This is a genomic window from Bacillus sp. AY3-1, from assembly GCF_008368785.1.
Taxonomy (GTDB): Bacteria; Bacillota; Bacilli; order Bacillales; family Bacillaceae_G; genus Bacillus_A; species Bacillus_A wiedmannii.
Map to the genome: position 1 here is coordinate 272,716 of NZ_QORZ01000017.1, position 13,264 is coordinate 285,979.

Sequence of the window (13,264 nt, forward strand, 5' to 3'; positions counted from 1 at the left end):
CTTAATACAAAAAGAAATGATCCTGACAAATAGGATCATTCCATTTTATCATATGCCTCAATAATACGTTGCACCAGCGGATGCCTCACAACGTCCGTTTGTTCTAATGTAATGAATGAAAGACCTGATACACCAGATAAAATGTTAGAAGCTAGCGAAAGCCCTGATTTTACCCCTTTTGGTAAGTCTACTTGTGAAGGGTCCCCCGTAATAACCATTTTAGAACTAAAACCTAATCTAGTTAAAAACATTTTTATTTGTGCACCCGTTGTATTTTGCGCTTCATCTAAAATAACAAATGAATCATCGAGCGTACGCCCTCTCATATAAGCAAGAGGTGCAATTTCAATTACCCCTCGCTCCATCATACGTTGCGTATATTCTTGTCCAAGAATATCGTGCAAAGCATCATACAATGGACGTAAATACGGATCTACCTTCTCTTTCAAATCTCCTGGTAAAAAACCTAAACTTTCTCCAGCTTCTACAGCCGGTCTCGTTAAAATAATTTTCTTTACATACCCTTGCTTTAAAGCTCTCACAGCCATTACTACAGCTAAGTATGTTTTCCCAGTCCCAGCAGGTCCCATTCCAAATACAATATCATTCTTCTTCATTGCATGAATATATCTTCTTTGCCCCATTGTTTTTACACGAATGGATTTACCTTTTGCCGTTTTAAAGATTTCTTCTTCATATAACTCTTCAAATTGAGCAATTTTCCCTTGTTGTGCGAGCTGAATTGCATACGCAACATCTCTTTCAGTAATTGATATACCTTTTCGAATAACAACAAGTAATTGCTGTAAGATTTTTTCTACGAGTGTCACAGTTTCAACTGCTCCAGATGCATGAACAGTTTCACCTCTAGTTACAATCGATACATTCAATTCCCGTTCAATTACTTTCAAATGAGCATCATTGACTCCAAAAAGAGCGATTGCTTCGTTAGCATTTTCCAATTGTTGGTTCATTTCTACTAATTGTTCTGCCATTACTCAGTCTCCTTGAATATCGGATTCGGATATTGGTTGTGGCTCTGCAATATTTTCGATCACAGTATAATGCAATGTGACTTTTAGTTGATCCGCCTCAACCTCTTTACTCAAAATCTTATCACTTACAATCATAGCATGTTCATCCAATTTTTTCTTTAGTTCTTTTTCAGCCATCTCTTTCGCTACTTTCATTGCCTGTTTTTCTGTATATTCCCGATTCACTTCTTCCTCTTCTCGTACAATATCTTTTTCATACGCGATCGGCAGTGTAAAACCAAATAGTTTCACATCGTGTTTTACACTTTCAGTACGAGAGCGTTTATACTTATCATGTTGAAATCCCCATATTTTTATTTTCGCACTCCCAAATGTAAGGTAATGCTCATTATACGCATTGCCAGTATATACTTGAAATTGCGTCTTTAGTGGTACACTCACCTCAGATGTGTACCACGTTTCTCCATATACAATACCTTTCGCCGAAACAATCGTCGGACTCTCCTCATTACCGTATATCCCTGATACGAGAAGCTGTCCTTTTTCGACATGGTCATTTTTCAAGACAACTGGTTTTCCTACTTCAACAAATGTTTTTGTCACAATCGCTTCTTTTTTTGCAACTAAATTTTGCGGTCTTTGTTCCTTTTCTTTTTTCGGCTCGTTTTTTTCAACAATTTTAAAATGGTACGTCGTTCCTCTTATTTCTAATCCCGCCCAAGTAATCGCATTAATATTGTCTGTCAAATGACGTTGTACATCTTCTACATTAGGCATTTGGAATTGTAATTTTCCTTTTTTAATACCCATTTTGTCCAATTCTTTCATCAATATATATTCTGTTTCAGGTTTCGCTCCTGTAATTTCAATTTTCCAAACCATATTGGATAATGCAATCATGCCAAAAAAGAAAATTAAAAAACCAATTAAGAATCCACTATTTTTAATTAAACGCTTATTCAAAAAAGGAAAACCGTAACGCCCAATAAAATATAGTTTACATTCATTTTTTCTATAAATTGGTTTTATTTTCTTCACATCTCGTAATAACATACAAAAAACTAACGTTTCATCAGCAATTTTCTTAACATCCCAAACTAATAATTTTCTACGTACACATTCGTTAACGAACCGTTCTGCACCTCTACCTTCAATTCGTACTTTTACATATCCAAGCCACTTTATAAACCATTTATTTTTCATCTACTATCTCCACTACCTTTCCAAAAGTATACACACTACTTTTTTCACTTTAATTAGCAAAATAGCTCGTACGAAAATGAAATAAAGAGTTCTACCACCCATAAATAGCGAGATAAACTGAATAGTAAGGTCGAATCACGAAAATAACGAAGAAAAACTTCACATATGGAAGTTTCCCTCACTCCTCTTTTTTTTCGTTTTCTAAAAATGTCACTTGCTCAATTATTCCTTCAAGCAAAAGTTCTTCTGGAAGGATTGTTTTAATAATAAAGGATTGCCCTTTAATTAATAATTGACCGTGCTTTAATAACAATCTTACTTCTTTATCTGAAAACACTAATAAACCCCGATGATTTTCTATATAGATATGCACTTGCCCAACAAGCGTGATCCGAGGTAGATCCATTAGCACATCCACTGGCAGGTCTATTTGCTTTGTTAACCAATTCTTCATTTGTTCTAATTTTTTCATCTCAAAAGACCCCCTCTCATCCCATATGTATGAAAAAAGAGCTTGTAATATCACGTCCAAACTGAAAAAAAGCATAAAAAAACGTCTCATACGAAATGAGACGTTTTTTTATGCTAATAGCTGGATAACCAACTTATTCACAAGTGATCCGTCTGTTTTACCTTTTACTTTCGGCATAACAGCAGTCATCACCTTACCCATATCTGCTTTAGAAGTTGCACCAACTTCAGAAATAACTTGCTTAATTACATTCGCTAGTTCTTCTTCTGTTAATTGCTCCGGCAAATATGCGCTTAAAATCTGAATTTCACTTTGCAGTTTATTAACAAGGTCTTCACGACCAGCTTTTTTAAATTCAAGGAGGGAGTCCTTATACTGTTTTACTTCACGAGCTAAAACTGTTAATTCCTCTTCTTCAGTAAGAGTATGTTGCAGTTTAATACCTTCATTTTGTAAAGCAGCCTTAACCATACGAATAACGGTTAATTTTTCTTTTTGTTTATTCTTCATCGCTTGTTTCATATCATCGTTTAAACGACCGAGAAGACTCATCACTTACACCCTCTCTTAGAATTTACGCTTTCTTGCCGCTTCAGATTTCTTCTTACGTTTTACACTTGGTTTTTCATAAAACTCGCGCTTTCTTGCTTCAGCAAGTGTACCAGTTTTAGAAACCGATCTTTTAAAACGGCGAAGTGCATCCTCCAAAGACTCGTTTTTACGAACGACTGTTTTTGACATTCTCTTTCCCTCCCTCCGAAACATCACACTTACATACTAATTTCAGCATGCAAAAAGAAACCCTTCTTCAGCATGTCTTTTACGATTATAATACATTTTATCACTTCCGGTCAACTATTTGGCAGAATAAAAGAAGAATAGATGCCCTTTCCTGTTCAAAAGCTATGTAGATAGCTATTATCCTTTTCCCCTGAAAACAACTATATTTTTATCATTACATCTTTTTTAATGCAGGAATGTACGAAACAACTACTCATTCGACGTACCTGTCTTTTCAGTACTTAACTTCTCCACGAAAAAAAGAAAGCATGCAAATCGTTTCCGTTTGCATGCTTTTTTTATCCCGCTATTTGCCGGGCAGTAAGACCCCCACCTCAAAATTCAGCAAAAGCAAAGAACTTAGGTAGGAATCCGTCTGATAATTAGTGGGAAGGAACAAAAACCCCACTCATTAAAGTTTCATTTTATGCGCTTGCTGATTCTTTTTTTACATCATCTTCAAGAACACGAACAAATTGCGCTTCGTTATATGGATAACCAGCTTTCGTAATTTTCACTTTCACTAGCTTACCAATTAACTCTTCTGATCCTTCAAATACAATTTTTAAGTAGTTATCCGTATAGCCTACATATAACCCTTTACGGTCGCCCTCTTTAAATTGCTCTTCCGGAATGATTTCAAGCACTTCCCCTTCAAACTGTGATGCATACTCTTTCGCTAATTGGTTAGATAGTTCAATTAAACGATGAACACGATCATTCTTCACATCTTCAGGAACTTGATCTTCCATACGCGCTGCAGGTGTTCCTGTACGCTTTGAGTAAGGGAATACGTGTAACTCAGAGAAGCGATTCTCTTTAATGAAATTGTATGTTTCCATGAATTCTTCTTCTGTTTCACCTGGGAAACCAACAATTACATCCGATGTAATCGCAAGGCCTGGTAACGCTTCTTTCAATCGATCTAAACGCTCTTGGAAAAATTCCATCGTATACTTACGACGCATACGCTTTAATACAGTATTAGATCCAGATTGCAATGGAATGTGCAAGTGACGTACAACTACTTCAGACTTATCTAACACTTCAATTACTTCATCTGAAATCTGACTCGCTTCAATAGAAGAAATACGTAGACGTTTTAATCCGCCTACTTCCGCTTCCATATCACGAAGTAATCCAGCTAAGTTATAATCTTTAATATCTTCACCGTACCCACCTGTATGAATACCTGTTAATACGATTTCTTTATAACCTGCATCTACTAATTGCTGCGCTTGTTTAATAACTTCTTTTCCATCACGAGAACGCATTAAACCACGTGCCCAAGGAATGATACAGAATGTACAGAAATTATTACAACCTTCTTGTATTTTTAAAGATGCACGTGTACGATCCGTGAAATAAGGTACATCCAGTTCTTCGTATACACGTGTTTTCATAATGTTGCGGACAGCATTAATTGGTTGACGCTCTTTGCGGAATTCTTCGATGTATCCTAACATCTTTTCACGATCCTGTGTACCAACTACAATATCTACGCCTGGAATCGCCATAATTTCCGCTGGAGATGTTTGTGCATAACATCCCGTTACACAAATAACCGCATCCGGATTTTGACGAACAGCACGTCTAATAACTTGACGGCTTTTCTTATCTCCCGTATTCGTTACTGTACACGTATTAATAACATATACATCAGCTTTCTTTTCATATTCAGTTCTTTCATATCCACCTTGTTTAAACAATTGCCAAATGGCCTCTGTTTCATAGTGGTTTACTTTACAACCTAACGTATGGAACGCAACAGTTGACATTGATCATCACCCCATCAATTCAAAATGATACGAAGCAGCACTTAACGCGTATAACGGCGCCGTTTCTGTTCTTAAAATTCTTGGTCCTAAACTACATGGTACAAATTTATGTTCACGAAGCGTAGTAATCTCTTCCTCCGCTAAACCACCTTCTGGTCCAAATACAATCAATAGTTTTTGGCCTGGTTTCATCGTCGTTAAAGCTTTAGCAAAATTGGATTTCTCACCTTGTTTTGCTTCCTCTTCGTACGCAACAAGACATACATCATACTCATTACTCATTGAAAGCAATTGCTTAAATGATGCCGGAGCATGCACTTCTGGAATTTCGCTTCTATGCGATTGTTCCGCAGCTTCTTTCACAATTTTTCTTAAACGCTCAACTTTTTTATCAGCTTTTTTCGCATCCCATTTTACAATAGAGCGAGATGCTTGAAATGGTAAAAATGCGGCCGCCCCAAGCTCAGTTCCTTTTTGGAAAATTAACTCTAGCTTGTCTCCTTTTGGCAGTCCACTTGCAATCGTCACGAAAACAGGAAGTTCACTTGACGCCTCTACCCATTCTACAATAGCCGTATTAATAAATTCACTGGTAATTTCATCAATTGAACATATTGCTGTTTTTCCGTTTACACAGCAATAAATGTGATCACCAGCTGACATACGCATCACTCTTGCGATATGATGTACGTCATCACCTACAATGCGAATACTTGTCTCATTTACATATTTCTCTTCTACAAAATAACGTTGCATATAATCACCTTAGTAGAGTTTCGTTCCTTTCGTAAGTCAACACTTACGAAAAGAACGAAACGTTATCATTTTTTCATATAACAAACGGCAAGTCCCTCACCTTATAGTGAGAGACTCCCCTTTTCATTATAAACTAAAATCTATATTACGCATTTCGTGCAATAATTGCTACCCAATCTTCCATTCGTAATACTTCTTCAATTGTAAATCCAGCTTTTTCTAGCGCTTCAGAAATTATCTTTTCCTTCGCTGCAATAATGCCCGATGTAATAAATAATCCGCCCGACTTCACAACTCTTGCTGCATCCTCAGGGAATAAAAGAATAATTTCTGCTAATAAGTTAGCTACGATTAAATCAACAGGACCTTCAATACCTTCTAAAAGACTATTTTGCCCAACAGACACGATATCATCTGTTTTATTTAAACGTACATTCATTTCTGCACTTTCCACTGCAACCGGATCTAAATCATACGCTTGAACAGAAGACGCACCTAATTTTGCCGCTGCAATACTAAGTACACCAGAACCTGTTCCTACATCAATGACAGTATCACCTGGCTGAACTGTTTTTTCTAAAGCACGAATACACATCGTTGTTGTCGGATGAGTTCCTGTTCCAAACGCCATACCTGGATCTAATTCAATAATTTTTTCTTCCGGAGAAGCTGGTGTATATTCTTCCCACGTCGGCACAATTGTGAATGTATCAGAAATTTGTACTGGATGGTAATATTTTTTCCAAGCAGTAGCCCAATCTTCTTCATTGACTTCGTTAACGGTAATATTTCCAGTACCAATTTCGATGTCGTAAGATGGAAGCATATCAATAGATGATTTTACACCCGCAATCGTTTCCTGTAAAGAATCCGTTTGTGGGAAATATGCTTTTATTAATACACCTTCCGCCGGATATTCATCTGGGTTCAATGCATAAATTTCACCATATTGTTGCTCGCGCTCTTTCGTCAACTCCGCTGGATCCTCAATCGCAACTCCACTAGCACCAGCTTCATGTAAAATATGAGAGACAGCTTCTACTGCTTCTTCTGTTGTATGAATACTAACTTCTGACCATTTCACAATTTACCAACTCCATTTTTCATTTCCATTATTCCCCTTTGAAAGCACGTTTAAGCTTTCCAAATAAACTATCATCCTGCTCTTCTTGTCCCGCAAATTCACGTAATAACTCTTTTTGATGTGAAGTTAATTTCGTCGGTACAACAACACGAACGACTACATATTGATCTCCTTGACCGTATCCACGTACGTTCGGAGCACCTTTTCCTTTTAAGCGGAATTCTGTTCCTGTTTGTGTTCCTGCTGGAATTTTCAGCTTCACTTTCCCATGAACAGTAGGAACTTCCACTTCAGCACCAAGTGCCATTTGCGCAAATGTTAATGGCATTTCACAAATAATGTGATCTCCTTCACGCTCAAAGAATTCATGATTTCTCACATGAACAACAACATATAAATCTCCTGCCGGTCCGCCATTTACGCCCGCTTCACCTTTTCCAGATACACGAATTTGTTGACCATTATCAATACCTGCTGGAATTTTAACATTGATTTTTTTACGTTTACGTACTTTACCAGAACCGTGACATGTCGTACATTTTTCTTTAATCATTTGACCAGTTCCTGAACAATGACCACAAGCTTGACGGTTTACGATACGACCAAATGGTGTATTTTGTTCTACACTTACTTGCCCTGATCCTGAACAATGTTTACATGTTTCTTTTGAAGTTCCTGGTTTCGCTCCGCTACCTTTACAAGTATCACATGGATCTTCTACTGGAATCTCAACATTTAATTCTTTACCAAAAATAGCTTCCTCAAACTCTAAAGTAACTTGATATTGTAAGTCAGCACCTTGACGCGGAGCATTTGGATCACGACGTCTACCGCCACCGCCGCCAAAGAACGAACTAAAGATATCTTCGAAACCGAAGCCACCGCCGAAGTCTCCTCCGCCGCCAAAGCCACCGAAACCTTGATTTGCACCAGCATGACCAAATTGATCATATTGCGCGCGCTTTTGATCGTCGCTTAATACTTCGTATGCTTCTTGTACTTCTTTAAACTTTTCAATTGCATTTTCTTCTTTACTTACGTCTGGATGGTATTTTTTAGCCAAACGACGATACGCTTTTTTTATTTCATCTTTTGAAGCACCCTGGCTAAGTCCAAGGACCTCATAATAGTCTCGTTTACTCATAAATTTACAACCCCCGAATCTTTCACATAAACGTAATTTTAACACCGAAAGAAAGTGCTTTGCAACAAAGTTTCCTCACTTACAGTATGCAAAGTAAAAAACTTAAGAACCTCACACTTTTCTTTTCATTCGTGAAAAAAGCCAAAGTCAAGGCACGCTTGACTTTGACTTTTTGTCATCTTACTTATTTATATTACTTATCTTCTTTTACTTCTTCGAACTCAGCGTCTACTACATTGTCTTTCTTCGCGCCAGCATCTTGTGCTCCTTGTGCACCTTCTGCTTGCCCTGCAGCTGCTTGAGCTTGCTCGTATAATTTAACAGTTAATTGTTGTACGATTTCTTGTAAAGCGTCTTTTTTCGCACGGATTTCCTCAAGCTCGTTCTTCTCGATCGCAGCTTGTAATGCTTCTTTCGCTTCTGTTGCTTTTGCAACTTCAGCCGCATCCACTTTACCTTCTAAATCTTTTACAACTTTATCTGTTTGGAATACAAGTTGGTCAGCTTCGTTACGAAGTTCAACTTCTTCCTTACGTTTTTGGTCAGCGTCAGCATTTGCTTCTGCTTCTTGTACCATACGATCTACTTCTTCATCAGAAAGACCTGAAGAAGATTGGATTGTGATAGTTTGCTCTTTGCTTGTTCCTAAGTCTTTTGCACGTACGTTAACGATACCGTTCGCATCAATATCGAATGTTACTTCGATTTGTGGAATACCACGTGGTGCTGGTGGAAGGTCTGTTAATTGGAAACGACCTAATGTTTTGTTGTCAGCTGACATTGGACGCTCACCTTGTAATACGTGAATATCTACTGCCGGTTGGTTATCAGCAGCTGTTGAGAATACTTGTGACTTACTTGTTGGAATTGTAGTGTTACGCTCGATTAATTTCGTGAACACACCACCCATAGTTTCAATACCTAAAGAAAGTGGAGTTACGTCTAATAATAGTACGCCTTCTACATCACCAGTAAGTACGCCACCTTGAACTGCAGCACCTAATGCTACAACTTCATCAGGGTTTACACCTTTATATGGTTCTTTACCAGTTTCACGTTTAATAGCTTCTTGTACAGCTGGGATACGAGTAGATCCACCAACAAGGATAACTTTATCTAATTCACTTGGAGCAAAACCAGCGTCTTTTAATGCACGACGAGTTGGCTCTAACGTTCTTTCAACAAGACCTGCTGAAATCTCTTCAAATTTCGCTCTTGTTAACGTTAATTCTAAGTGTAATGGACCAGCAGCTCCAGCACTAATGAATGGTAATGAGATTTGTGTTTGTGTTACGCCAGAAAGATCTTTTTTCGCTTTTTCAGCTGCATCTTTCAAACGTTGAAGTGCCATTTTATCTTGGCTTAAATCAATGTTATTTTCTTTTTTGAACTCAGCTACTAAGTGGTCAATAATAACTTGGTCAAAGTCATCTCCACCAAGACGGTTGTCACCAGCAGTTGAAATAACTTCGAATGTTCCATCTGCTAACTCAAGGATAGATACGTCAAATGTACCGCCACCTAAGTCATATACTAAGATTTTTTGCTCTTCATCTTGTTTTTCTAAACCGTAAGCAAGCGCTGCTGCTGTTGGTTCGTTAATGATACGCTCAACTTCTAAACCAGCGATACGACCAGCATCTTTTGTTGCTTGACGTTCTGCATCGTTGAAGTATGCAGGTACTGTAATAACAGCTTTCGTTACTGTTTCACCTAAGTATGCTTCAGCAGAAGCTTTTAAGTTTTGTAAAATGATTGCAGAAATTTCTTGAGGTGTATAATCTTTACCTTCAACTTCTACTTTGTAGTCTGTACCCATATGACGTTTAACAGACATGATTGTATTTGGGTTTGTAATTGCTTGACGCTTTGCAACTTCCCCAACTTGACGCTCTTCATTTTTGAAAGCTACAACAGAAGGTGTTGTACGGTTTCCTTCTGGATTTGGGATAACCTTTGGTTCTCCACCTTCCATAACAGCTACACAAGAGTTTGTTGTACCTAAGTCAATACCGATAATTTTACTCATGGCGAATCCTCCTACTTTTATGTAAATTATTGATTTACTTTTACCATTGATGGGCGAATCACACGGTCTTTTAGTTTATAACCTTTTTGGAATTCTTCAACTACCGCGTTTGATTCAAATTCACTATCTTCCACTTGCATAATAGCTTGGTGTTCATTAGGATCAAACTGTTTACCAACAGCTTCAATCGCTTCAACGCCTTCTTTAGTCAACGCTTCTAGCAATTGACGATGCACCATTTCCATACCTTGTAACAAGGATTTCGTTTGCTCATCAGTTGCTTCCACTTGCATCGCTCTTTCAAAATTATCAAGAGCTGGCAAAATATCTGAAACTAGACTTTGTGCTCTATATTTTTCAGCAGCCTGTTTATCCATTTGGACACGACGCTTATAATTTTCAAAATCAGCTTGTAGACGTAATGTGCGACTTTCCGTTTCCATTAGCTTCGCTTGTAACTCATCTACTTTTTCTTGTAAAAGAGCAGCCTCACTTTTTTCTTCTACAGTTTTTTCACTGTTTTCTGTCGTGACAGCTTCTTCAACTTGCGCTTCTTTTACTTCTTCTACCACTTGTTCGTTACGCTCTTCCACAATATTCACCTCCTTAAAAGGTATTAGGTATTATGCTGAACACAATTCCTTAAGCATTATATATTACACACAGCAATGAAAATTTCATTACTTGAGTGAATGTATTACTCTCATTTACTTTTTAAGTCCATCAGTAAATTGTCTCGTAAATAACTGTAACAAACTAATTACCCGAGAGTATTGCATTCTTGTCGGACCTAAAATAGCAATTGTTCCAAGCTGTTCTTCTCCAATCGAATATGTTGCAGAAATTAAACTGCAATCTTCCATGGCCGTCGCAGAGTTTTCCCTACCAATGTTCACTTGAATACCTACTTGTTTATGACGCAAAATGTCATAAAACTCGGCTTCATTATCAATCATCGTCAGCAAGGATCTTACTTTGTGAATGTCATGGAACTCTGGTTGCGAAAGCATATTTGCTTTGCCTCCAAAGTATATCTTTTCCGATAAAGGAACTTGAAATGTACCATCTAACATTTTTATTGCACTATCGTAATTATGAACATATCCACGTAAAACTGTAACAATCTCTTTAAAGATTTTGTTATGCAGTTCTGCCATTGGTACACCCGACAGCTTTTCATTTAAAATATTAACCATTTTTTCTAAATCTGATAAATCAACAGATTCCGGAACGGTAATCGTTTTGCTTTGTACATGCCCTGTATCAGTTACAATAATAGCGACTGCAGTTTGACGATCAAGCGGTACAATTTGTACGTTTTTAAGTTTATTTGTGCTTAACTTCGGTCCAAGAACAATGGCCGTATAATTCGTAAGCTCTGATAAAATTTGAGCAGATTGCTGTGCAATCTTTTCCGCTTCAAAAATTCTTTCAGCAAATAAATCTTTAATTTGTACAATTTCATCGTTCGGTAAGTTTTGCGGCGCTAAAAGATGGTCTACATAAAAACGATATCCTTTTTCAGAAGGAACACGTCCTGAAGAACTATGCGTTTTCTCAATAAATCCTAGTTCCTCTAAATCAGCCATTTCATTTCGAATAGTAGCTGAACTAAACGTAATTTCATCTTTCTTAGCCAACGTCCTCGACCCAACAGGTTGCGCTGATCCAATAAAGTCATCAATAATTGTTTGTAAAATTAAGAGCTGACGTTCCGTAAGCATCTCATCATCACCTCTGTTAGCACTCTTTGTCTTCGAGTGCTAAATCTATTAATAACTTACCAAAATTGACATTCAATTGTCAACGGAAACGTCACGAAATAATGAAACTTTTTCACGTTTATGGAACATTTAATTAGTCAATCAAAAATGATTGGAATACTTCATTCCCTAATAATTTTCCTTTTCGCGTTAAACGAACATATCCATCTTTCTCTTCAAGCAATCCTTGTTCTTGATTTTTTTGCAACTGCTTCGCGAAAACTTGATTCATCTCCATATTAAATTTCTTTTGAAACAATATTTTAGATACACCTTGTGTTTTTCGAAGTCCTAAGAACAACTCTTCTTCCATTCTTTCTTTCTCCGTCACCGCGTGAACATCTAAATATGGAAATCCAGTTTCATCGATTTTATTGAAATATTGCTTGAGCGGCCCTACATTTTGGATACGTTCTCCATTTACATAACTATGCGCTCCAGCTCCAAATCCATAATACTCCTCATTATTCCAGTATGTGAGATTGTGTCTACTTTCATTATCACCTTTTGAGAAATTGCTAATTTCATACTGGCTATAGCCGTGTTTCTCCATTTCATCCATTACCATTTCATACATTTTCGCTTCATGATCTTCACCTGGAAGTCTTAATTTCCCTTTATTCATTAAGTTATAAAACACAGTTTTCGGTTCCACAATTAATGAATATGCTGAGAAATGTTGTACACCAAGCGTAAAAGCAATGTCTAATGTTTCTTTTACATCTTCTATCGTCTGCCCTGGCAGAGCATAAATAATATCTACATTTATATTTTTAAAGCCCACTTCCTGCGCTTCTCTAATTGCTACAAATGCATCTTCCCTCGTATGCTTACGCCCAATTTTCTCAAGCAACTCATCCCGAAATGTTTGCACACCAAAACTAATTCGGTTCACTCCACCTTCTAGCAATACATTTAACTTCTCTTTCGGTAAATCACCTGGATTCGCTTCAAATGTTAATTCACAATTTGGAGCAAATGGACGTAAGCGACGGTTTATAATATCTAGTAACTTTTTTGTCTGTTCCATATTTAACGCTGTCGGAGTTCCTCCACCAACAAAAATCGTTTTCATACTATCAAACGGTACTTTTTGAACTGTATTTATTATTTCTTTCTCTAAATACTCTAAATATTGATCGACCGGTTGGCGTTCAATAAACACTTTATTAAAATCACAATAGTGACAAATATGCTGACAAAATGGAATATGAATATATGCAGCTTGAACCAAATATAACTCCTACCTTTCTAAAAAGA

13 protein-coding genes are annotated in these 13,264 nt (G+C 37.2%); all 13 read right to left on the reverse strand.

The features are described 5' to 3' along the window. Positions 1-35 precede the first annotated feature (35 nt). The 13 genes from DN389_RS16970 to hemW all read right to left on the reverse strand — a co-directional run bounded on the left by DN389_RS16970 (position 36) and on the right by hemW (position 13,238). Entirely contained in the window at positions 36-995 is a 960-nt protein-coding gene (locus DN389_RS16970) for a PhoH family protein (protein WP_000840500.1), read from the reverse strand. A gap of 3 nt (positions 996-998) precedes the next feature. Continuing rightward, the gene (gene yqfD / locus DN389_RS16975) at positions 999-2,198 is read right to left on the reverse strand and encodes a sporulation protein YqfD (protein WP_149237386.1); all 1,200 of its coding nucleotides are present in this window, start codon (positions 2,196-2,198) and stop codon (positions 999-1,001) included. A 178-nt stretch (positions 2,199-2,376) separates the two neighbouring features. Beyond that, complete coding sequence (gene yqfC, locus DN389_RS16980) at positions 2,377-2,670, reverse strand: sporulation protein YqfC (protein ID WP_000732264.1); 294 nt, start codon at positions 2,668-2,670, stop codon at positions 2,377-2,379. 108 nt (positions 2,671-2,778) lie between these two features. Further along, positions 2,779-3,222 (reverse strand): GatB/YqeY domain-containing protein, encoded by a 444-nt coding sequence (locus DN389_RS16985; RefSeq protein WP_000054579.1) that lies wholly within the window; start codon positions 3,220-3,222, stop codon positions 2,779-2,781. A gap of 15 nt (positions 3,223-3,237) precedes the next feature. Then, entirely contained in the window at positions 3,238-3,411 is a 174-nt protein-coding gene (rpsU, locus tag DN389_RS16990; protein ID WP_000048061.1) for a 30S ribosomal protein S21, read from the reverse strand. Positions 3,412-3,875: 464 nt separating this feature from the next. After that, entirely contained in the window at positions 3,876-5,228 is a 1,353-nt protein-coding gene (gene mtaB, locus DN389_RS16995; protein WP_000108688.1) for a tRNA (N(6)-L-threonylcarbamoyladenosine(37)-C(2))-methylthiotransferase MtaB, read from the reverse strand. A 6-nt stretch (positions 5,229-5,234) separates the two neighbouring features. Beyond that, a complete protein-coding gene (locus tag DN389_RS17000; protein ID WP_001190150.1) occupies positions 5,235-5,984 on the reverse strand; it encodes a 16S rRNA (uracil(1498)-N(3))-methyltransferase in 750 nt (249 codons plus the stop codon). 145 nt (positions 5,985-6,129) lie between these two features. Continuing rightward, complete coding sequence (prmA, locus tag DN389_RS17005) at positions 6,130-7,068, reverse strand: 50S ribosomal protein L11 methyltransferase (RefSeq protein WP_000872122.1); 939 nt, start codon at positions 7,066-7,068, stop codon at positions 6,130-6,132. A gap of 28 nt (positions 7,069-7,096) precedes the next feature. Continuing rightward, a complete protein-coding gene (dnaJ, locus tag DN389_RS17010) occupies positions 7,097-8,212 on the reverse strand; it encodes a chaperone protein DnaJ (RefSeq protein WP_000043954.1) in 1,116 nt (371 codons plus the stop codon). Between the two features lie 193 nt (positions 8,213-8,405). Beyond that, the gene (gene dnaK / locus DN389_RS17015) at positions 8,406-10,241 is read right to left on the reverse strand and encodes a chaperone protein DnaK (protein WP_000034697.1); all 1,836 of its coding nucleotides are present in this window, start codon (positions 10,239-10,241) and stop codon (positions 8,406-8,408) included. A 26-nt stretch (positions 10,242-10,267) separates the two neighbouring features. Then, entirely contained in the window at positions 10,268-10,834 is a 567-nt protein-coding gene (gene grpE / locus DN389_RS17020) for a nucleotide exchange factor GrpE (RefSeq protein WP_149237387.1), read from the reverse strand. A 114-nt stretch (positions 10,835-10,948) separates the two neighbouring features. Continuing rightward, positions 10,949-11,965, reverse strand: a complete 1,017-nt coding sequence (gene hrcA / locus DN389_RS17025; protein WP_000954947.1) for a heat-inducible transcriptional repressor HrcA — start codon at positions 11,963-11,965, stop codon at positions 10,949-10,951. A 133-nt stretch (positions 11,966-12,098) separates the two neighbouring features. After that, positions 12,099-13,238 carry a radical SAM family heme chaperone HemW gene (hemW, locus tag DN389_RS17030; RefSeq protein WP_000249446.1) on the reverse strand — a complete coding sequence of 380 codons (1,140 nt, stop codon included), beginning with the start codon at positions 13,236-13,238 and terminating at the stop codon, positions 12,099-12,101. Between the last annotated feature and the right edge of the window lie 26 nt (positions 13,239-13,264).

Excerpts from the sequence above, each read along its gene's own strand:
- DN389_RS16970 (WP_000840500.1), bottom strand. The coding sequence starts at position 995 with ATGGCAGAACAATTAGTAGAAATGAACCAACAATTGGAAAATGCTAAC.
- yqfD (WP_149237386.1), bottom strand. The coding sequence starts at position 2,198 with ATGAAAAATAAATGGTTTATAAAGTGGCTTGGATATGTAAAAGTACGA.
- yqfC (WP_000732264.1), bottom strand. The coding sequence starts at position 2,670 with ATGAAAAAATTAGAACAAATGAAGAATTGGTTAACAAAGCAAATAGAC.
- DN389_RS16985 (WP_000054579.1), bottom strand. The coding sequence starts at position 3,222 with ATGAGTCTTCTCGGTCGTTTAAACGATGATATGAAACAAGCGATGAAG.
- rpsU (WP_000048061.1), bottom strand. The coding sequence starts at position 3,411 with ATGTCAAAAACAGTCGTTCGTAAAAACGAGTCTTTGGAGGATGCACTT.
- mtaB (WP_000108688.1), bottom strand. The coding sequence starts at position 5,228 with ATGTCAACTGTTGCGTTCCATACGTTAGGTTGTAAAGTAAACCACTAT.
- DN389_RS17000 (WP_001190150.1), bottom strand. The coding sequence starts at position 5,984 with ATGCAACGTTATTTTGTAGAAGAGAAATATGTAAATGAGACAAGTATT.
- dnaJ (WP_000043954.1), bottom strand. The coding sequence starts at position 8,212 with ATGAGTAAACGAGACTATTATGAGGTCCTTGGACTTAGCCAGGGTGCT.
- dnaK (WP_000034697.1), bottom strand. The coding sequence starts at position 10,241 with ATGAGTAAAATTATCGGTATTGACTTAGGTACAACAAACTCTTGTGTA.
- hrcA (WP_000954947.1), bottom strand. The coding sequence starts at position 11,965 with ATGCTTACGGAACGTCAGCTCTTAATTTTACAAACAATTATTGATGAC.